This is a genomic window from Pseudorhodoferax sp. Leaf274, assembly GCF_001422445.1.
In the GTDB taxonomy this organism is placed as follows: Bacteria; Pseudomonadota; Gammaproteobacteria; order Burkholderiales; family Burkholderiaceae_C; genus Pseudorhodoferax.
This window is the reverse complement of sequence record NZ_LMNA01000005.1, coordinates 23626-42241: the sequence shown is the minus strand read 5'-3', so window position 1 is coordinate 42241 and position 18616 is coordinate 23626. Positions and strand designations below refer to the sequence as shown.

Genomic DNA, 18616 nt, shown 5'->3' with positions numbered 1-18616 from the left:
CGGCGGCTTCCAACGTGCGCCGGCGCGCACTGGTGACCGGTGGCGCCAGCGGCATCGGCGCTGCCATCGTGCGACGCCTGTCGGCCGATGGACTGGACGTGGTCTGTGCCGACCTGCAGGCCGAAGCGGCGCAGCGCGTGGCGGAGTCCTGTGGCGCCACCGCCGTGGTGCTGGACGTCTGCGACTTCGCGCGTGTGCAGGCCGAGGTGGCGCGGCTCGGCCCGTTCGACGTGCTCGTGAACTGTGCCGGTGTGGACCAGCATGCCTTCTTCACCAAGACCGGGCCGGCGGACTGGCGCCGGCTGCTGGCGGTGAACCTCGAAGCGGTGCTGAACACCACGCATGCCGTGCTGCCCGCCATGCAGGCGCAGGGCTACGGGCGCATCGTGAACGTGGCATCGGAGGCGGGCCGGCTCGGCTCGCGCGGCGGCTCCGTGTACGCAGCGGCCAAGGGCGGGGTGATGGCCTTCACCCGCTCGATCGCGCGGGAGAACGGCCGCAAGGGCATCACGGCCAATGTCGTGGCGCCGGGCCCGATCGACACGCCGTTGCTGCGCCAGGCCGTGCATGCGGGCGGGGAGCGGCTGCTCGGTGCCATGACCGATGCCACGCTGACGGGCCGGCTCGGCACGGGCGAGGAGGTGGCCGCCGCCGTGGCCTTCCTGGCTTCGGACGGCGCGGCCTATGTGACGGGCGAAGTGCTGGGCGTCTCCGGCGGCATGGGGTGCGGCGCATGACACAGCCGGTCGACACGCCGGCCGTCGAGGCCGTCATCGCGCGCGTCAAAGCGGTGTACGGCCGCTGGCGGCGCGATACCCCGGTGGCGCAGATGCGTGCCGATTGGGACCAGTTGTTCGGCGCAGCGGGCGAGGGCACGTTCGCGCCATTGCAGCTCGGCGGCGTGCCCTGCGCCTGGATCACAGCGCCTGGCGTGGCGCACGACCAGGCCATCGTGTACTTCCACGGTGGCGGCTTCCAGGTCGGCTCGCTGCAGTCGCACCGTGAGCTGATGCTTGCGCTGTCGGCGGCTGCGGGGGTGCGCGTGCTGGGCGTGGACTACCGCCTGGCGCCTGAGCACCGTTACCCGGCCGCGCTGGACGATGCGCTGGCGGTGCTGCAGGCGCTGCGGGCGCAGGGCTTCGCGGCGCAGGACCTGGCCTTGGCCGGCGACTCTGCCGGTGGTGGCCTGGCACTGAGCACGCTGCTGGCCTTGCAGGCGCAGCAACGGCCCTTGCCCGCGGCCGCATTCACGATGTCCGCCTGGACCGATCTGGCGGCCACCGGGGAGAGCTATGTCTCGCGGTCGGCGGCCGACCCGATCCACCAGCGCCCGATGGTCCAGGCCATGGCCCGCAACTACCTGGGCAGCACCGGCCAGGCGGACGATCCACTGGCCTCCCCGCTGTACGCCGACCCGGCGCAACTGCGTGCCCTGCCGCCCTTGCTGCTGCAGGTCGGCGACCGCGAGACGGTGCTGAGCGACACGGAGCGCTTCGCCCAGCGCGTCAACGCCGCCGGTGGCCAGGCCACCGCGCAGGTCTGGCCCGGCATGGTCCATGTGTTCCAGCAATTTCTGCACGCGCTGCCGCAGGCGCGCGATGCGCTCGGCCAGGGCGGCCGCTTCCTCGCGTCGCAGCTGCAGCGCCATCACCCAGGAGAAAGTCGACCATGATCGGAATCACCGCCTACGGCGGCTACGTGCCGCGGCTGCGCCTGTCGCGCCAGGCGGCTGCGCAGGCCAACGCCTGGTACGCGCCGCAGTTCGCCGGGCGCAAGGGCACGCGGGCCTTCGCCAATTGGGACGAGGACAGCATCACCATGGCCGTGGCCGCCGCCCGCGACTGCCTCGGTCCTGCCGAGGCGCGCAACCGCAGGGCCGTGCGCGGCCTGCTGTTCGCCTCGGACACCCTGCCATTCGCAGAACGCCTGAACGCCGGCATCGCGGCCGGTGCGCTGGCACTGGCGGAGGACATCGACGCCGTCGACCTGGGCGGCACGCAGCGCGCCGGCCTGTCGGCCCTGACCCAGGCCGTGGCCCGCGTGCAGGCCGGCGGTGGCGACACGCTGGTGCTGGCGGCAGACAACCGCCGCACGCGCGCCGGCAGCGCACAGGAGCTGGACTACGGCGACGCGGCCGCGGCCTTGGTGGTGGGCCGCGAGAACGTGCTGGCCGAGTACCTCGGCGCCGGCACCGTGACCGCCGACTTCGTCGACCGCTTCCGTGCCACCGGCGAAGACGTCGACTACCACTGGGAAGAACGGTGGGTGCGCGACGAAGGCATCGCCAAGCTGGTGCCGCGCGCGGTCAAGGCGGCGCTGGCGAATGCCGGCGTGCAGCCGGCCCAGGTCGACCACTTCATCTTCCCGAGCAGCTTCGCCAGGATGGACCAGCAACTGGCCAAGGCCTGCGGCATGCGCCCTGAGGCCGTGGTGGATGCCCTGACCGACACCGTGGGCGAGACCGGCGTGCCGCACGGCCTGCTGCTGCTGGCCCAGGTCCTGGAGGGCGTGCAACCGGGCCAGTGCATCGTGCTGGCGCAGTTCGGCAGCGGCGCCCAGGCCCTGGTGTTCCGCGCCACCGACGCCGTCCGCACGTTTCAGCCTGCGCGCGGTGTCAGCGCCTGGATCGCGCGCGGCGTCGAGGACCGCCAGTACACGCGCTTCCTGTCGTTCAAGGGCCAGCTGGCGCTGGAGCGCGGCATGCGCGGCGAGCAGGACAAGAAGACCGCGCTGTCCACCGCCTGGCGCCACCACCAGGCGCTGCAGGCCCTGGTGGCAGGGCGCTGCGAGGTGACGGGCAGCGTGCACTTCCCGCCCTCGCGCCTGAGCTACGACGCCCAGCCGCTGCAGGACACGCAGAAGCCCCATCCGCTGGCCGACCGGCCCGCGCGCATCCTGAGCTGGTCGGCCGAATACCTGTCCTGGCACCCCGCGCCGCCGCACCACTATGGCCAGATCGACTTCGAGGGCGGCGGCCGCATCCTGATGGACTTCACCGACCTGGACGTGGGCGAGGTCGATGCGGGCAGCGCCATGGAGATGGTGTTCCGCATCAAGGACGTCGACGAGCGCCGCGGCTTCACGCGGTACTTCTGGAAAGCCACGCCGGTGCGTGGCGCGCAAGGCTGAGGACGGAACATGGCACAAGGCATCAAGGACAAGGTCGCCATCCTCGGGATGGGTTGCAGCAAGTTCGGCGAACGCTGGGACGCCAGTCCCGAGGACCTCATGCTGGAGGCCTACAACGAGGCCATGGCCGACGCCGGCATCGCGCCCGACCAACTCGGCGCGGCCTGGTTCTCCACCCACATCGACGACGTGGGGACCGGGCGCGGCGGCACGCCCATGGGCATCGCGCTGCGCCTGCCCAACATCGGCGTGACGCGCGTGGAGAACTTCTGCGCGGGCGGCTCCGAGGCCATCCGCGGCGCCGTCTACGCCGTGGCCGCAGGCGCCTGCGACATCGCCATTGCCCTGGGCGTGGAGAAGCTCAAGGACACCGGCTACGGCGGCCTGCCCGTGGCCACTGTCGGCACCTACATTCCGCAGTGGTACCCCAATGCCGTGGCGCCCGCCAACTTCGCGCAGCTGGCCAGCGCCTACCGCGCCAAGCACGGCATCGACGCGGCCCTGCTCAAGCGCGCCATCTCGCACGTCTCGATCAAGAGCCATGCCAACGGTGCGAAGAACCCCAAGGCCCATCTGCAGAAGGCGATCACCGAGGAGCAGTGCATGAAGGCGCCGACGATCGCCGCACCGCTGGGCCTGTTCGACTGCTGCGGCGTGTCGGATGGCGCCGCCGCCGCGATTGTCACCACGCCCGAGATCGCGCGGGCGCTGGGCAAGAAGGACCTGGTGACCTTCAAAGCGCTGCAGGTCGCGGTCTCCAACGGTTGGGAGATGCAGTCCAACGGCTGGGACGGCAGCTACTTCCACACCACGCGCATTGCCGCCCGGCGTGCCTACGCGGAGGCCGGCATCGCCAGGCCGCGCGAGGGCATCAGCATGACCGCGGTGCACGACTGCTTTTCGATCACCGAGCTCGTGACCATGGAAGACCTGGGCCTGTCGGATGAGGGCCGGGCGGTCCACGACGTGCTGGATGGCGACTTCGACGCGGCAGGCCGCGTGCCCTGCCAGATCGATGGCGGCCTCAAGTGCTTCGGCCATCCTGTGGGGGCCAGCGGCATCCGCATGCTCTACGAGATCTACCTGCAGCTGCAGGGCCGCGCTGGGCCGCGCCAGCTGGCCAGCCCCAAGACCGGTCTGGTGCACAACCTGGGCGGGCAACCGTCGCAGAACATCTGTTCGATCTCCATCGTCGGCCAGGAAGGGGCTTGAGCCCTGGCCGATTCCGTGGTGCTGCTGGAACGGCCCACGCCGCGCGTGGCGGCCGGGCTCCTTTGGCTCCGACCCTCTCGACACATTCCTACACAGGAGAAGACATGACCCCAGCCCAGCAGACAGCCCACTACGACGCCATCGTGATCGGCGCCGGTGCAGGCGGCATGAGCGCCGCAGCCCACTTGGTGGCGGCCGGCCGCAAGGTGTTGCTGGTGGAATCGCAGGACCGCCTGGGCGGGCGCGCGTCCAGCGAAGAGATCGACGGCTTCATCGTCAACCGTGGCGCCATCGCCATCGAGCGCGGCAGCAGCTTCGAGCAGACGTTCGACCTGCTGGGCGTGCCGCTGGATGTGCGCGAACCCCAGCCGGCCACCGTGTTCCGCATCGACGGCAAGATCATCGACCCCAGCAAGGGCGGTGGCTGGAGCCTGATCCTCGGCGGCCTGACCAAGGCCGCCGCCAAGATCGGCGCCAGCTTCGGCGACGTGCGCAAAGGCAACGCCGAGTTGCCGGAAGAAACGCTGTCCACCGAGGACTGGCTCAAAAAGTTCACCAAGAACGAGACCGTGCACCGGTTGTTCCGCAACTTCTGCGCCGCCATCTGGGCCGCCAACGCCAATGAGTTGCCGGCGCGCGCCTTCCTTACCTACTTCGCGTTCAAGGGCGCCTTCAAGCGCTTCGGCTTTTGCCCGCGCGGCACGATCGGGCTGTGGAACGACCTGGGCGCCGGCATCCGCGCCAAGGGCGGCGAGATCTGGCTCGACGCACCGGTGCGCAAGATCCACGTGGCCGATGGCCGCGCCACCGGCGTGGACGTGGTGCGCGATGGCGTGACGCAGCGCGTCGGTGCCCGCGTGGTCATCAGCAACGTCGGGCCCAGCGCCACGATCCGGCTGGTCGGCGAGCAAGCCATGGGCGAGGCCTACGTGGCCAAGGCCCGGCGTGTGCTGCGCCCGGCGGCCAACATCGTGGTCAACTTCGCCACCCGGCAGCGCCTGATCGACCAACCCGGTCTCATCACCTTTGCCAACACCGAACGCCTGTGCAACCTGGGCGAGCTCAGCGCCATGTGCCCTGAAATGGCGCCCCCGGGCTGGCATCTCTACGTGGCCTACGTGGTGCCCAAGCCCGCGTTGGGCGACTTCGACGAGAAGGCCGAAACCGAACTGGGCCTGCAGGACCTGCGCAACGAGTTCCCTGGCTTCGCCGGTGCCAGGATCCTCTCCATCCGCGTGATGCGCGACGAATGGCCCGCCCAGCGCTCCTGCGCCGGCTACGACATGCCGCAGGAAACGCCGCTGGCCAACCTCTGGAACGTGGGCGACGCGGTCAAGGACTACGGCGGTGGCGGCACCCAGGCGTGCGTGGACACCGGCGAGGCGGCAGCGCGCATGGCGCTCGGCGTGCTGGGTGTGGGGCAGGCCGCCTGATGTCCGGCATGGTCCTGCCGGTGCAGGAACGTGTGCCGGGCGGCGATGCCGTGGCCCACGGCCACCTGCACGACCGTGGCGTGGCGGGGCGACGCCCATGAGCCGGCGCTCACGGAAACCGGCTGCCGCGAAAGCCCTGGATGAACAGTTGCGAGATGCGCGCCGCCAGTTCCTGGGGCTTGATGGCGCCGGTCTGCTGGTACCAGGTGAAGGTCCAGATGATCATGCCGAACAGCAGCATGGCGTAGGGCGTCTTCACCGTCTCGGGGGCCATGAGCCCGGGATTGATTTCTTCGAGCAGGCCGATCATCAGGCCGATCAGTTGCGCTTCGAGCGTGCGCACCTGTTGGCGCTCGGCATCGGGCAGGAAATTCAGGCAGCCCATGAGGACCAGGTGCTCGCTGCGCGACGCCGCGGAGCGCGCCACGAAGGCGGAGACGAACAGCTCGAAGCGGTCGAGCGCCGGCAGCGGACGCGCGACGATCTCGCCGAGTTCGGCGGCCTGCTGCGCAATGTGTTCGCTGACGATGGCGAACAGCAGCACTTCCTTGCTGGGGAAGTAGTGGTAGAGGTGCGATTTGGACGCGCCGCAGGCCGTGGCCACTTCCACCATGGTCGTGCCATCGAACCCCTTGCTGGCGAACAGGTCCGCTGCGCGGTCGAGGATGAGCTGCTTCTTGGCGTCGTAGTCGCCCGCGCGTTCTCTGGTCATGTGGTGCGGTGGGATGCGTGCAGCGGATCGCCAAAAGTATAGACCGACCCACGCGTCGGTGAATGAAAGGAATGCAGATGTCTTCCAATGGTCCCCTGGTCATCGTGGGCGCAGGCCATGCCGGTGCGGAGTTGGCCCTGTCCGCGCGGCAGCAGGGCTGGGCCGGCACCATCACGCTGGTGGGTGAGGAGGTGCACCTGCCTTACCAGCGCCCGCCGCTGTCCAAGGCCTACCTGTCCGGCAGCGCCGACGGCGCGGCGCTGGAGCTCCGCTCGCCCGAGGCGTTCGACAAGGCCGGTGTCACGTTGAAGACCGGCACCCGCGTGTTGCGCATCGACCGCGCAGCACGGCAGTTGCTGCTGGCCGATGGCAGCCACCTGGCCTACGCCAAGCTGGCCCTGTGCCTGGGCGGCCGGCCACGGCCGCTGACGGCGCCGGGCCTGGTGCCCGGCAGCACGCCGCCCAACCTGCACTGTCTGCGCACCCGCGGCGACGCCGATGGCCTGCGCGCGCAGCTGGCCCCGGGCCGGCGCCTGGTGGTGGTGGGCGGTGGCTACGTGGGCCTGGAGGTGGCGGCATCGGCGCGCAAGCTGGGTGCGTCCGTGGTCGTGGTCGAAGGGCAGCCGCGCGTGCTGGCCCGGGTCACGGGGCCGGCGCTGTCGGCCTTCTACGAGGAGGTGCACCGCGCGGCCGGCGTCGACCTGCGCACCGGCGTCACGGTAAACCGCGCCGAGTGTGCGCCTGGCAGCGGCGCCATCGAGGCGCTGGTCTGCAGCGATGGCAGCGTGCTGCACGCCGACCTGGTGCTGGCCGGCATCGGCATGTTGCCCAATGTCGAGCTGGCCGCCGCGGCCGGCCTGGCGGTGGCCGACGGCATCGTGGTGGATGCCTTCGGCTGCAGTTCCGATCCCGACATCCATGCCGCAGGCGATTGCACCAATCTGCCGAGCGCGCTCTATGGCCGGCGCCTGCGCCTGGAGTCCGTGCCCAACGCGCTGGAGCAGGCGCGCGCGGTCGCGGCTGCGCTGTGCGGCAAGCCCAAGGCCTACGACCCGGTGCCCTGGTTCTGGTCGGACCAGTACGAGCTCAAGCTGCAGATGGTGGGCCTGTCGCACGGCGAAGACCAGTGTGTGTTGCGCGGTGCGCCGGGCACGCGCAGCTTCATCGCCTTCTACCTGCGCGCGGGGCGCGTCGTGGCGGCCGAAGCGGTCAACCGGCCGCAGGACTTCATGGTCGCCAAACGGCTGGTCGCGGCCTCAGCGCCGGCCTTGCCGCAGGTGCTGGCCGACGAAAGCCAGCCGCTCAAGGGCCTGCTGGCGGTGCCGGCCTGATCCGTCCCGACCGATGTTCCGTGGAGTTGCCCGATGAAAGTACTGATCGTCTTTGCACACCCCGAACCCAAGTCGTTCGGCCGCGCCCTGCTGGACCGCTCGGTCGAGACCTTGCGCGGCTGCGGCCACGCGGTGGCGGTCTCGGACCTGTACGCCATGCGCTTCAATCCGATCGCCGCGGGCGAGGACTTCATCGAGCGGCGCTTCCCGGACGCGCTGCAGTACGACCGAGAGCAGAAGCAGGCTTCGCAGCGCCGCACCTTCACGTCCGACATCCAGACCGAGATCGACAAGCTCCAGGCCTGCGACCTGCTGATCCTGCAGTTCCCGCTGTGGTGGTTCTCGGTGCCCGCGATCATGAAGGGCTGGATCGATCGGGTGTTCGCCAACGGCACGGCCTACGGTGCGGGCGGCATGCGTTTCGACCAGGGCGGGTTCAAGGGCAAGAAGGCGATGCTGGCGTTCACCACGGGCTGCTTCCCGGACATGATGGAGCCGGACGGGTTGCTGGGCCAGCGCGACGTGGTGCTGTGGCACCTGCAGCACGGCACCTTCGGCTACAGCGGCCTGCAGGTGCTGCAGCCCTTCGTGGGCTGGTCGCTCCAGTATTCGGACGAGGCGCAGCGCCACACCTACCTGGACGCGTACGCAGAACGCCTGCGCGGCATCGAACACGAGGCGGTGATGCCGACGCATCCGCTGGCCGATTTCACGCCGGCGTGGCGCCTCAAGCCCGAGATCGCTCCGCGCACGGCCGGCCACCGGCGGCCAGGCCACAGCACCTGAGCCCGCCCGCGGTTTTTGGCACAACCTAGGGGCAACCCCTAAAACATTTTGGGCCCCGCTGCTTTCATAATCCGCCCGAGAAAAAGACCGACGAGTCGGACTAATTATTCACCGTGATGAGCGCACCACCTGTCCATTCCAACTCCGCGCCGCTGGCCCTGGCGGCGCACAACCTGCAGATCGTCTACGGCGGCGCGATCGAGGCTGTGCGCGATGTGTCGCTGGAGGTTCGCCCCGGCCAGATCGTGGCGCTGCTGGGGTCGAACGGCGCCGGCAAGTCCACGGTGCTCAAGGCCATCTCCGGTGTGCTCGATGCCGAGGACGGCAAGATCGAGAAGGGCTCGGTCCAGCTCTTCGGCGAGGCCATCGAACGCGCCCCGGCGCCGCAGATCGTGCGGCGCGGCATGGTGCAGGTGCCCGAGGGCCGCCGCCTGTTCGCGACGCTGACGGTCGAGGAGAACCTGGTCGCGGGCGCCCATCTGCAGAGCGCTGCCAGGATGGCGCAGGCGCGCGACGAGGTCTTCGCGCTGTTTCCGCGCCTGGTCGACAAGCGCCGCCAGATCGCCGGCTACCTGTCGGGCGGCGAGCAGCAGATGGTGGCCATCGGCCGCGCGCTGATGAGCCAGCCCAAGGTGCTGGCGCTGGACGAACCGTCGCTGGGCCTGGCGCCGCTGATCGTGACGGAGATCTTCAGCGCCATCTGCCGCCTGCGCGAAACCGCCGGCCTGACGATCCTGCTGGTGGAGCAGAACGCCAGCCGGGCGCTGGCCATCGCCGACTACGCCTACATCATGGAAAACGGCCGCGTGGTGCTGGACGGCAGCAGCGAGCAGCTGCGCCGCAACCAGGATGTGCGCGAGTTCTACCTGGGCCTGTCCTCGCAGGCCGGGCATACCCACATGAAAGACGTGAAGCACTACAAGCGTCGCAAGCGGTGGCTGTCATGAGCAGCCTGCAACCCGTCCTGGACGTGCGCCAGGTGTCCAGGCGCTTCGGCGGCGTGAAGGCCGTCAACGGCGTCAGCCTGCGCGTGATGCCTGGCGAGATCGTGAGCCTGATCGGCCCCAACGGCGCCGGCAAGACCACCACCTTCAACCTGATCAGCGGCGTGCTGCCGCCCAGCGATGGCCAGATCCTGTTCGAGGGCCGGGACGTCGCCGGCCTGAAGTCCTCGGACTTCGCCGGCCTGGGCATCGGCCGCACCTTCCAGAACCTTGCGCTGTTCCGCCATGGCACGGTGGTCGAGAACCTGCTGGTCGGCCGCCACATCCACTTCCGCTATTCGGTGCTCGAGTCCCTGCTGCACTGGGGGCGGCCGCGCCGCGCGGAGATCGCCGCGCGCGAGAAGGTGGAACGCATCATCGAGTTCCTGGAGATCGAGGAGCTGCGCGACAAGCCCATCACCCAACTGGCCTATGGGCAGCAGAAGCGTGTGGAGCTGGGGCGTGCGCTGGCCTGCGAGCCGCGCCTGCTGCTGCTCGACGAGATCGTCGCGGGCATGAACCGCGAGGAGAAGGAAGACATCGCGCGCTTCACGCTCGACATCCGCGACGAGTTCGGCATCGCGGTGCTCATGATCGAACACGACATGCAGGTGGTGATGGACTTGTCCGACCGCGTCTACGTGCTGGACTTCGGCTCGCTGATCGCCGAGGGCACGCCGGCCGAGGTGGCCGCCGACCCCAAGGTGCTGCAGGCCTACCTGGGCGAGGAGGCCGCCCATGCTTGACCACGACAGACTCATCCGCGGCGAGGCGACGATGCCGGGCCTGCTGCGCCTGTGCGCGCAGCAGCGCGGCGGGCAGGTCGCGCTGCGCGAGAAGATCCACGGCATCTGGCGCGGCCGCACCTGGGCCGACTACTACCGCGATGCGCGCCGCGTCGCCTTCGGCCTGACGCAGTTGGGCCTGCAGCGCGGCGACCGCATCGTCATCGCGGCGGAGGACGTGCCCGAATGGTTCTACGCAGACCTGGGCGCGCAGATGGTCGGCGTGCAGGTCGTCGGCATCTACCCCACGAACCCCTGGCCCGAGGTGCAGTACATCGCCGGCCATTGCCAGGCCAGCCTGGCCGTCACGGGCGACCAGGAGCAGACGGACAAGGTGCTCGACGCCATCGCCCAGGGCAACGGCCTGCCACACCTGCAGCACATCTTCTGCGTCGACATGAAGGGGTTGCGCCGCTACACGCCGGGGCGTCCGCATGCGTTCGAGCACCTGATGGCGCTGGGCGACCAGCATGTCGCCGCGAACTCCGGCGCGGAGCGCTGGCTGGACAGCCTGATCGATGCGCTCCGGCCCGACGACGTCAACATCCTGGTCTACACCTCGGGCACGACCGGGCCACCGAAGGGCGCGATGCTGACACACCGCAACTTCGTCTACGGCGCCTATGCGTACATGGTGGCGCGGCGCATGGCAGGCAAGCCCTTCGAGTCGGTCTGCTACCTGCCGCTGTGCCACGTGGCCGAGCGGACGTATTCCACCGTGCAGCACCTGATCTCCGGGGGGTGCGTCAACTTCGCCGAGTCCATCGACACGGTGGCCAGCAACATCCGCGAGATCGCGCCGACCTTCTTCCTCGGCGTGCCGCGGATCTGGGAGAAGCTGCAGCAGGGCTTCGAGTTCCGCATGAAGGACAGCGGCCGGCTGCAGCGCTGGCTCTACCGCAAGGGCATGCAGCGCGGCCGCGTGCTGTCGGACCGCCGGGCGGTTCGGGGGCGGCTCACGGTACCGGGCGACCGGCTGGAGTTCGCGCTGTGGTACCTGCTGCTGTTTCGCAACATGCAGCGGCACATGGGCCTGAACCGCACCCACACCCGCATGTGCGGCGGTGCCTCGGTGTCGCCGGAGACCTTGAAGTTCTTCGACATCCTGGGCCTGCCCGTGGGGCAGGGCTACGGGCTGACCGAGGCTGGCGGCCTGTGTTTCGTGCAGGTGCCGGACCGGCCCTTCATCCAGGGCAGCTGCGGCCCGGCGATGGAAAACGTGGAATGGAAGCTGGGCGAGGATGGCGAGGTCTTCGTGCGTTCGCCGGGCGTGTTCGCAGGCTACCTGTTCGACGACAAAGGCACGGCCGACATCCTGTCGGCGCAGGGGTGGCTGGCCACGGGCGACATCGTCGAGCAGCGCGGCGAGGGCGAGATCGTGGTGGTCGACCGCAAGAAGGCCATCATCATCACCAGCGGCGGCAAGAACATCGCGCCCTCGGAGATCGAGAACGCGCTCAAGGACAGTCCGTATGTGCGCGAGGCCATCGTGGTCGGCGAGGGCAGGAAGTTCCTGGGTGGCCTGATCCAGATCGACTTCGACAGCGTCGGCCGCTGGGCCGGCGAGCGCGACCTGCAGTACACGACCTTTAAGTCGCTGACCCAGATGGCGGAGGTGCGCGAACTCATCCAGGGCGTGGTCGACGAGGTCAACGGCAAGTTCGCCCGGGTGGAGAACGTGCGCCGGTTCGTGCTGCTCGAGAAGGAGCTGGACCACGACGACGGCGAGCTCACCGCCACGCAGAAGGTGCGCCGCGGCTCCATCAACAAGAAGTTCGCACGCGAACTTGAGGTCATCTACGGGGCGGCGGCATGAGCGCCGCGCCGGGCTGCCCCAAGCAAGCGCGCACCGCAGTGCGCAGCACGGAGGTGATTCAGTGAGCTACTTCATCGAACTGGTCATCTCCGGCCTGGCCGTGGGCGCGATCTACGGCCTGGTCGCCATGGGCTTCGCGGTCATCTACAAGGCCACCGGCATCGTCAACTTCGCGCAGGGCGAGATGGGGATGCTGAGCGCCTACACCGCCTGGTCCATCGCCGTCACGTTCGGCACGGGGGCCGTCGCCACGGTGCTGGTGGCGGTGTTGATCGGCGCATTGCTCGGGCTGGTGTGCGAGCGCTTGGTCATGCGGCCCATGCTGGGCGAGCCCGTGCTGTCGGTGGTGCTGGTGACCGTCGGCCTCGCCGTGGTGTTGCGTTCGCTGGTCACCATGGTCTGGGGGGCCGCGCCCCACAAGTTCGAGGTGGCCGGTGCGGACACGATCGTGCGCTTCGCCGATGTCGGCATGCGGGCCAGCCAGCTGGCGGTGGTGGCCGTGTTGCTGCTGGCGCTGGCCGGCTTCTGGTTCTTCCTGCGCCGCAGCCGCTTCGGTGTGGCCATGCGCGCAGTGGCCGCCGACGAGAAGACGGCGCGGCTGATGGGCGTTTCCACGGCCCGCGTGCAGGCGGTCGCCTGGGCTGCGGCGTCGGGTCTGGCCGCGCTGGCCGGCGCGTTCTTCGCCGTGATCTACGGGCTGGCGCCGACGATCTTCGAGCTGGGCCTGAAGGCCTTCCCGGCCACGGTGCTGGGCGGCTTCGACGCCGTGCTCGGCTCTGGCTTCAGCGGCCTGGTGATCGGCGTGCTCGAAAACCTGGTCGGCGGCTACCTGCCCAGCACGCTCAAGGAAATCGCGGGCTTCGTGCTGATCCTGGTGGTGCTGATGGTGCGGCCGTTCGGCCTGTTCGGTGAAAAACGGATCGAGAGGGTCTGATGCGCAGCGGCTACTTCAAACAAGGCTACGCGGACCTGCTGGTCCTGACGGACTCGCCGGCCGTCAAGGCGTGGTGCGCGGTCCTGTTGCTGGGACTGGCGGCAGCACCGCTGTTCGTCGGCAACTTCCTGCTGTCGCACCTGACGATCATCCTCTACACGACGGTCGGCGCGCTGGGGCTGATGGTGCTGACCGGCTTCACGGGCTTGATCTCGCTGGGGCATGTCGGCTTCCTGATGTTGGGCGGCTATGCCTATGCCATCGGCGTCGCTCGGCTGGGGCTGCCGCCCGAAGCCGCACTGGGGCTGGCGGCCGTGGTGCCCGCGGCCTTCGGCCTGCTGGTGGGCGTGCCGTCGCTGCGGCTGCACGGGTTGTACCTGGCCATCACCACGCTGGCGTTCAGCCACATCGTGAGCGCCGGCATCCTGGGCGGCGGCGCCTTCACGGGTGCAGGCCGCGGCATCATGGTCGAGCGGCCCGTGCTGCTCGGCATGAGCCTGGCGAGCGACCAGGCCTTCTACTGGTTCTGCCTGGCGGTGGCGGCGCTGGCGATCCTGCTGGTGCTGAACCTGCGCCGCTCCTACATCGGCCGCGCCTTGATGGCATTGCGCGACAACGACATCGCAGCCCGCACCATGGGCATCAGCCTGGTGCGCTACAAGCTGCTGGCCTTCCTGATCAGCGCGGCCCTGACCGGTGTGGCGGGCGCGCTGATGGGCATGTACATGGGCATCGTCTCGGTCGAAGGCTATCCCTTTCTGCTCAGCATCGAGGCCTTGGCGATCATCATCGTCGGCGGCATCGGTGCGGTGCTGGGGGCGGTCCTGGGCACCATCTTCATCGTCACGCTGCCGGAAGTCTTCGGGGTGCTGACGGGCCTGCTCGGCGGCCGGCTGGCCGATGTGATGAGCACCAGTGCGCACGAGGTCAAGACCATCCTGTATGGCCTGGCCATCATCGGCTTCCTGCGCTTCGACCCGCGCGGACTGCGCGGCATGTGGCACGACCTGCGCCACACCTGGGTGCATTGGCCGCTGCGCTACTGATTCCCGCCACCTTCCCCGTTTCCACCACCAGGAGCCCCCGCATGAACAGGAGACTGACTTCCCTCGCCGCCGGCGTGCTTGCCGCCTGCACGGCGCTGCCAACCATGGCCCAACAGGGCGTCACCGACAGCGAGATCCTGCTGGGCGACATCCTGCCGCTGACCGGGCCACCCGCGCTGCTGGGCGTGGCCCACAACCTGGGCGTGAAGCTGGCGCTGGCGGAGGTGAACGCGGCGGGCGGCCTGCACGGGCGCAAGCTGCGGCTGCTGTCCGAGGACGATGGCTATGTGCCGTCCCGCACCATCCAGGGCGTGCGCAAGCTGGTCAACAGCGACAAGGTCTTCGCGCTGACCTCCATCTCTGGCACCGCGCAGGCGCAGGCCGCCATGCCGGTCCTCAAGCAGTCGGGCATTCCCGCCATGGCGCCGATCACGACCTACGAAGGCCTGTACCGGCCGACCATCAAGAACGTCTTTGCGGTCGGCTACGACATGGCGGACGCGGTGGCCGAACTGGTCGGCCGCATGGCAGACCTCTACCCGAACAAGAAGTGGGCCGTGGTCTCGCAGGACGACGACTACGGCGACAACGTGCGCCAGGGCTTCGAGCGCGCGGCCAAGGAGAAGAAGTTCCAGGTGGTCTCCTCGCAGATCTTCAAGAAGGGCCAGTCCGACTTCTCCTCGGAGATGCTCAAGCTCAAGCAGGCCGGTGCCGAGGCGCTCATGGCAGGCGGGGTGCTGGGCGAGAACATCGTGATGACCAAGGAGCTGGAGCGCATCGGCCACAAGATCCCGGTCGGCGTGACCTATGTGTCGCGCGTGCCGGCCAGCGCCAAGATGATGGGCACGGCGGGCGAGAACGTCTACACGGTGGACTACGTCTACCTGGAAAGCTCGCCCCAGGGCAAGGCCTTCGGCGAGAAACTGGCCAAGTACCTGTCGCCGGAAGAAATCGCCAAGGTCAACCGCTACACCTTCACGGGCTACGCGTCGACGCGCGCACTGCTGGACGCCATGGGGCGCTGCGGCAAGGCATTGAGCTGGGACTGCACCAATGCCGAACTGGCCAAGGTCGACAAGCTGGACACGGGCGTCATGACGCCGATCAGCTTCAGCGCCACCAACCATCTGGCGGCGCCCAAGCTGTTTCTGCTCAAGGCCGACCCGGCTGCGGTGACCTACAAGTCGATGGACTGATTCAGGCCTTCTCGGCCAGCAGGCCCTTGAGGAACAGCCGCGTGATGCGGTCGCACAGTTCCTGGGGCTTGACCTTGCCCGAGGGCTTGTACCAGAGGTCGGTCCAGTTCAGCATGCCCAGCAGCATCATGGTGTAGGGCTTGTAGACCTCGTCGGGCAGGCCGGGATGGAGCGCGCGCAGCAGCTGTGCGACGCGCTCCGTCAACTGCCGTTGCAGGGCCAGCAGCGGCGCCTGCTGGGCCTTGGGCAGGAACTTCACGTCGTTCATCGCCACCACATGGCGCCTGCGCGTCTGTGCCGACTTCTGGGTGTAGACCTCGACCAATGCCTGCAGGCGCTCGCGCGGTGTGCCGGGCTGCGCCAGCGCTTCGTCCAGGCCCTGGATGATGCGCTGCAGATGCTCCTCGAGCATGGCGAACAGCAGGTCGTCCTTGGTCGGGAAGTAGTGGTACAGCATCGACTTGGTCGCGCCACAGGCCTTGGCCACATCCTGCATCTTGGCGGCCGGATAGCCCTCCTTGGCGAACAGCGCGGCCGCGCAGTCCATGATGGCTTGGCTCTTGGTCTCGTAGTCGTCCGAACGCACTCTTGGCATGGCTTCTCCAGTCGGGCGAGTTTAGCAACGCGCTTGCGCGCAGACGGCCTCGACTTCTAAAATAGACCGACGTGGCGGTTAATTTATAGCGAGCCGCCGTCAGAACAACGCCGATGGCAGAACCCCTGGGACATTCCACATGACCGCGTTTGAATTCAACGAGCCCGATGTGCTGAGCGAGGAGCTGCGCATGGTGCGCCAGCAGGTGCGCCGTTTCGTCGACGAGGTGATCGTGCCCCAGGGCGATGCCTGGGAGGCGGCCGGTGAGATCCCGCGCTCGGTGTTCCGCGCGCTGGGCGAACTGGGCTTCCTTGGCATGCGGCATCCGGTGGAGTTCGGCGGCGGCGGCATGGGCGCCATGGCCTCGGTCGTGCTTGCCGAAGAGCTGGCCCGTTCGTCGTACGGCGGCGTGGCCTCCGCGCTGACCGTGCACAGCGACATGTCGATCTCCCACATCGCGCACCGCGGCTCGACCGCGCAGAAGCAGAAGTACCTGCCCCTGGCCTGCGCGGGCAGCCATGTGGGCGTGATCTGCGTGACCGAGCCGCACGCCGGCTCCGATGTCGCCGCGATCAGGACGCGCGCCGTCAAGACCGCCGACGGCTGGGTGATCAACGGCTCCAAGACCTTCATCACCAACGGCGTGCTGGGCGACATCTACATCGTGGCGGCGCGCACAGATTCCGAGGCCAAGGGCAGCCGCGGCATCTCGATGTTCATCGTCGACAAGGGCAACCCCGGCCTGAAGGTGGCGCGCAAATTCGACAAGCACGGCTGGCGTTCGTCGGACACGGCCGAGCTGTTCTTCGACGACCTGCAACTGCCGCACGATGCGCTGCTGGGCGAGGAGGGCAAGGGCTTCTACTACATCATGGGCACGTTCCAGAACGAACGGCTGGTGGTGGGCGGGCTGGCGTCAGGCACCTGTTCCAAGGCCATCGAACTGACGGTGGACTACCTGCGCAACCGGCAGGCCTTCGGCAAGTCGCTGTGGGAGCAGCCCGTGGTGCGCCACAAGCTCGCCTGGGTCGCAGCCAAGGCAGCGGCCGTGCGGGCGCTGACCTACCAGTGTGCCCAGATGATCGACGAGGGCAAGGACACGGTGCGCGAGGTGTCCATGCTCAAGGCCTTCGGCGCGGAGACGCTGCAGGAGGTGGTGCACACCTGCCTGCAGCTGCACGGCGGCACGGGCTACATCACCGGCACACCGGTGGAGCGCATGGCGCGCGATGCGCGCATCCTGACCATTGGCGGCGGCGCCACCGAGGTGATGCTGGAGGAAGTCGCCAAGCGCATGTGAGGTCGACGCCAGGGTTGATCCGGGCCGGGGATCGTCGGATCGGACGATATCCCGCCCAGGCCTGAAGCCTAGATTCGCTGCAGCGCCGATCACAACCACGAAGGAGATGGGCATGAAACCCGTGTTGCTTGCGCGCTGCCTGGCCGCGCCCCTGTTCTCCCTGACCGCTGCCTGCGTCCTGGCACAGACCCAGGGTGTCTCGGCCAACGAGGTGCTGGTCGGCTCCATCAGCGACCTGTCCGGCCCGGTGGCCGGCTACGGCAAGGACGTGCGCAACGGCCTGCAGATGCGGGTCGCCGAGATCAACGAGAAGGGCGGCATCCACGGCCGCAAGCTGCGCCTGCTGGTGGAGGACAACGCCTATGACCCCAAGCGCAGCGTGCTGGCGGCGCAGAAGCTGGTCAACCAGGACAAGGTGTTCGCCGTGGTCGGCACCTTTGGCACGGTCCACACGCTGGCCGCGATGCAGGTGCAGTTCCCCAAGAACGTGTTCAACCTGTTTCCGATGGCCTTGTCGCGCGACATGTACGAGCCACTGCACAAGCTCAAGTACGCGATGATCTCTTCCTACTTCGACCAGGTGCGTGCGGTCGTGCCCAAGCTGTACAGGAGCAGCAATGCGCGCAAGGCCTGCGTGCTGTTCCAGGACGACGACTACGGCCACGAAGTGGTGAAAGGCGCGGAGGCCGGCCTGCAGCTCGCGGGCACCGAGGTGGCGGAACGCACCAGCTTCAAGCGTGGCGCCACCGACTTCTCGTCCCAGGTGGCGCGGCTGAAGGCGGCCAACTGCGACTTCGTGGTCATGGGCACGCTGATCCGCGAAACCGTGGGCGCCATCGCCGAGGCACGCAAGCTGGACTACGCGCCGACCTTCCTGGCCGCCTCTTCGGCCTACACCGACCTGATCCCCAGGCTGGGCGGCAAGGCCATGGACGGCTTCTATGCTGCCACCACGGCTCAGCACCCCTACCTGGACGACGCCTCCGAGCCGATCCGGGTCTGGGCCAACCGTTACCAGGCCCGGTTCAAGGAAGCGCCCACGGTGTTTTCGGTCTATGGCTACACCATGATCGACCTCATGGGCCGTGCGCTGGAGAAGGCCGGCACGGCGCTGGACACCGACAGCTTCGCACGCGCCATGGAGGGCTTGAGCGATGTGCCGGGCGACATCTTCGGCAACCCGCCCATGCGCTTTTCGCCGACCCAGCACCTGGGCTCGGACAAGGTGCGGCTGTCGCAGCTGCAGAACGGGCGCTGGAAGGTGGTGCTCGACTACGACCAGATGAACTAGCCGCGGACCTCGGAGCCTGGGCGAGGCTTGTGGCGTGGCCTGGCTTGCCCGAGCATGGGCCGCTTGC

17 protein-coding genes are annotated in these 18616 nt (G+C 68.6%); 15 read left to right on the top strand and 2 right to left on the bottom strand.

The window, feature by feature from the left end:
* Positions 1-14: 14 nt before the first annotated feature.
* The 5 genes from ASF44_RS09515 (at position 15) to ASF44_RS09495 (ending at position 5774) form a co-directional block, all read left to right on the top strand.
* Positions 15-737 carry an SDR family NAD(P)-dependent oxidoreductase gene (locus ASF44_RS09515; RefSeq protein ID WP_056899112.1) on the top strand — a complete coding sequence of 241 codons (723 nt, stop codon included), beginning with the start codon at positions 15-17 and terminating at the stop codon, positions 735-737.
* Entirely contained in the window at positions 734-1672 is a 939-nt protein-coding gene (locus tag ASF44_RS09510) for an alpha/beta hydrolase (protein WP_056899111.1), read from the top strand. Before ASF44_RS09515 ends, ASF44_RS09510 begins: the two co-directional genes overlap by 4 nt.
* Positions 1669-3129, top strand: a complete 1461-nt coding sequence (locus ASF44_RS09505; protein WP_056898984.1) for a 3-oxoacyl-[acyl-carrier-protein] synthase III C-terminal domain-containing protein — start codon at positions 1669-1671, stop codon at positions 3127-3129. Before ASF44_RS09510 ends, ASF44_RS09505 begins: the two co-directional genes overlap by 4 nt.
* Before the next feature lie 9 nt (positions 3130-3138).
* The gene (locus tag ASF44_RS09500) at positions 3139-4341 is read left to right on the top strand and encodes an acetyl-CoA acetyltransferase (RefSeq protein WP_056898983.1); all 1203 of its coding nucleotides are present in this window, start codon (positions 3139-3141) and stop codon (positions 4339-4341) included.
* 104 nt (positions 4342-4445) lie between these two features.
* Positions 4446-5774 carry an NAD(P)/FAD-dependent oxidoreductase gene (locus tag ASF44_RS09495; protein WP_056898982.1) on the top strand — a complete coding sequence of 443 codons (1329 nt, stop codon included), beginning with the start codon at positions 4446-4448 and terminating at the stop codon, positions 5772-5774.
* A 109-nt stretch (positions 5775-5883) separates the two neighbouring features.
* On the opposite strand, the gene ASF44_RS09490 is transcribed toward ASF44_RS09495, so the two are convergent.
* Positions 5884-6486, bottom strand: coding sequence for a TetR/AcrR family transcriptional regulator (locus ASF44_RS09490; RefSeq protein WP_056898981.1), 603 nt, complete (start codon positions 6484-6486; stop codon positions 5884-5886).
* Between the two features lie 71 nt (positions 6487-6557).
* Between ASF44_RS09490 and ASF44_RS09485 the strand changes: the two genes are divergently transcribed.
* From ASF44_RS09485 to ASF44_RS09450, 8 genes are all read left to right on the top strand, one after another.
* Positions 6558-7817, top strand: a complete 1260-nt coding sequence (locus ASF44_RS09485; protein ID WP_156374431.1) for an NAD(P)/FAD-dependent oxidoreductase — start codon at positions 6558-6560, stop codon at positions 7815-7817.
* Between the two features lie 33 nt (positions 7818-7850).
* A complete protein-coding gene (locus ASF44_RS09480; RefSeq protein WP_082524637.1) occupies positions 7851-8603 on the top strand; it encodes an NAD(P)H-dependent oxidoreductase in 753 nt (250 codons plus the stop codon).
* A 116-nt stretch (positions 8604-8719) separates the two neighbouring features.
* Positions 8720-9550, top strand: a complete 831-nt coding sequence (locus ASF44_RS09475; protein ID WP_056898980.1) for an ABC transporter ATP-binding protein — start codon at positions 8720-8722, stop codon at positions 9548-9550.
* Positions 9547-10332: an ABC transporter ATP-binding protein gene (locus tag ASF44_RS09470; protein WP_056898979.1), complete on the top strand. Its 786-nt coding sequence runs from the start codon at positions 9547-9549 to the stop codon at positions 10330-10332. Before ASF44_RS09475 ends, ASF44_RS09470 begins: the two co-directional genes overlap by 4 nt.
* Positions 10325-12187, top strand: a complete 1863-nt coding sequence (locus ASF44_RS09465) for a long-chain fatty acid--CoA ligase (RefSeq protein ID WP_056898978.1) — start codon at positions 10325-10327, stop codon at positions 12185-12187. The genes ASF44_RS09470 and ASF44_RS09465 overlap by 8 nt, the downstream gene beginning before the upstream one ends.
* 61 nt (positions 12188-12248) lie before the next feature.
* On the top strand, positions 12249-13121 hold the full coding sequence (locus ASF44_RS09460; protein WP_056898977.1) for a branched-chain amino acid ABC transporter permease: 873 nt from the start codon (positions 12249-12251) through the stop codon (positions 13119-13121).
* Positions 13121-14167 (top strand): branched-chain amino acid ABC transporter permease, encoded by a 1047-nt coding sequence (locus ASF44_RS09455; protein WP_056898976.1) that lies wholly within the window; start codon positions 13121-13123, stop codon positions 14165-14167. Before ASF44_RS09460 ends, ASF44_RS09455 begins: the two co-directional genes overlap by 1 nt.
* 41 nt (positions 14168-14208) lie before the next feature.
* Positions 14209-15363, top strand: coding sequence for an ABC transporter substrate-binding protein (locus ASF44_RS09450; protein WP_082524636.1), 1155 nt, complete (start codon positions 14209-14211; stop codon positions 15361-15363).
* A 1-nt stretch (position 15364) separates the two neighbouring features.
* Here the strand turns inward: ASF44_RS09450 and ASF44_RS09445 are convergent, their stop codons facing one another.
* Positions 15365-15958 carry a TetR/AcrR family transcriptional regulator gene (locus ASF44_RS09445; protein ID WP_082524635.1) on the bottom strand — a complete coding sequence of 198 codons (594 nt, stop codon included), beginning with the start codon at positions 15956-15958 and terminating at the stop codon, positions 15365-15367.
* A gap of 139 nt (positions 15959-16097) precedes the next feature.
* Here ASF44_RS09445 and ASF44_RS09440 point away from each other — a divergent pair, with 139 nt between their 5' ends.
* Both ASF44_RS09440 and ASF44_RS09435 read left to right on the top strand, forming a co-directional pair.
* Positions 16098-17258 (top strand): acyl-CoA dehydrogenase family protein, encoded by a 1161-nt coding sequence (locus tag ASF44_RS09440; protein ID WP_056898973.1) that lies wholly within the window; start codon positions 16098-16100, stop codon positions 17256-17258.
* A 112-nt stretch (positions 17259-17370) separates the two neighbouring features.
* Positions 17371-18549: an ABC transporter substrate-binding protein gene (locus ASF44_RS09435; RefSeq protein WP_156374430.1), complete on the top strand. Its 1179-nt coding sequence runs from the start codon at positions 17371-17373 to the stop codon at positions 18547-18549.
* The last annotated feature ends 67 nt before the right edge of the window (positions 18550-18616 follow it).

Bases quoted from the DNA above. Each gene is read 5' to 3' on its own strand.
- ASF44_RS09435 (WP_156374430.1), top strand. From the start codon at position 17,371: ATGAAACCCGTGTTGCTTGCGCGCTGCCTGGCCGCGCCCCTGTTCTCC.
- ASF44_RS09505 (WP_056898984.1), top strand. From the start codon at position 1,669: ATGATCGGAATCACCGCCTACGGCGGCTACGTGCCGCGGCTGCGCCTG.
- ASF44_RS09465 (WP_056898978.1), top strand. From the start codon at position 10,325: ATGCTTGACCACGACAGACTCATCCGCGGCGAGGCGACGATGCCGGGC.
- ASF44_RS09475 (WP_056898980.1), top strand. From the start codon at position 8,720: ATGAGCGCACCACCTGTCCATTCCAACTCCGCGCCGCTGGCCCTGGCG.
- ASF44_RS09455 (WP_056898976.1), top strand. From the start codon at position 13,121: ATGCGCAGCGGCTACTTCAAACAAGGCTACGCGGACCTGCTGGTCCTG.
- ASF44_RS09510 (WP_056899111.1), top strand. From the start codon at position 734: ATGACACAGCCGGTCGACACGCCGGCCGTCGAGGCCGTCATCGCGCGC.
- ASF44_RS09470 (WP_056898979.1), top strand. From the start codon at position 9,547: ATGAGCAGCCTGCAACCCGTCCTGGACGTGCGCCAGGTGTCCAGGCGC.
- ASF44_RS09485 (WP_156374431.1), top strand. From the start codon at position 6,558: ATGCAGATGTCTTCCAATGGTCCCCTGGTCATCGTGGGCGCAGGCCAT.
- ASF44_RS09480 (WP_082524637.1), top strand. From the start codon at position 7,851: ATGAAAGTACTGATCGTCTTTGCACACCCCGAACCCAAGTCGTTCGGC.
- ASF44_RS09450 (WP_082524636.1), top strand. From the start codon at position 14,209: ATGAACAGGAGACTGACTTCCCTCGCCGCCGGCGTGCTTGCCGCCTGC.
- ASF44_RS09500 (WP_056898983.1), top strand. From the start codon at position 3,139: ATGGCACAAGGCATCAAGGACAAGGTCGCCATCCTCGGGATGGGTTGC.
- ASF44_RS09490 (WP_056898981.1), bottom strand. From the start codon at position 6,486: ATGACCAGAGAACGCGCGGGCGACTACGACGCCAAGAAGCAGCTCATC.
- ASF44_RS09440 (WP_056898973.1), top strand. From the start codon at position 16,098: ATGACCGCGTTTGAATTCAACGAGCCCGATGTGCTGAGCGAGGAGCTG.
- ASF44_RS09495 (WP_056898982.1), top strand. From the start codon at position 4,446: ATGACCCCAGCCCAGCAGACAGCCCACTACGACGCCATCGTGATCGGC.
- ASF44_RS09445 (WP_082524635.1), bottom strand. From the start codon at position 15,958: ATGCCAAGAGTGCGTTCGGACGACTACGAGACCAAGAGCCAAGCCATC.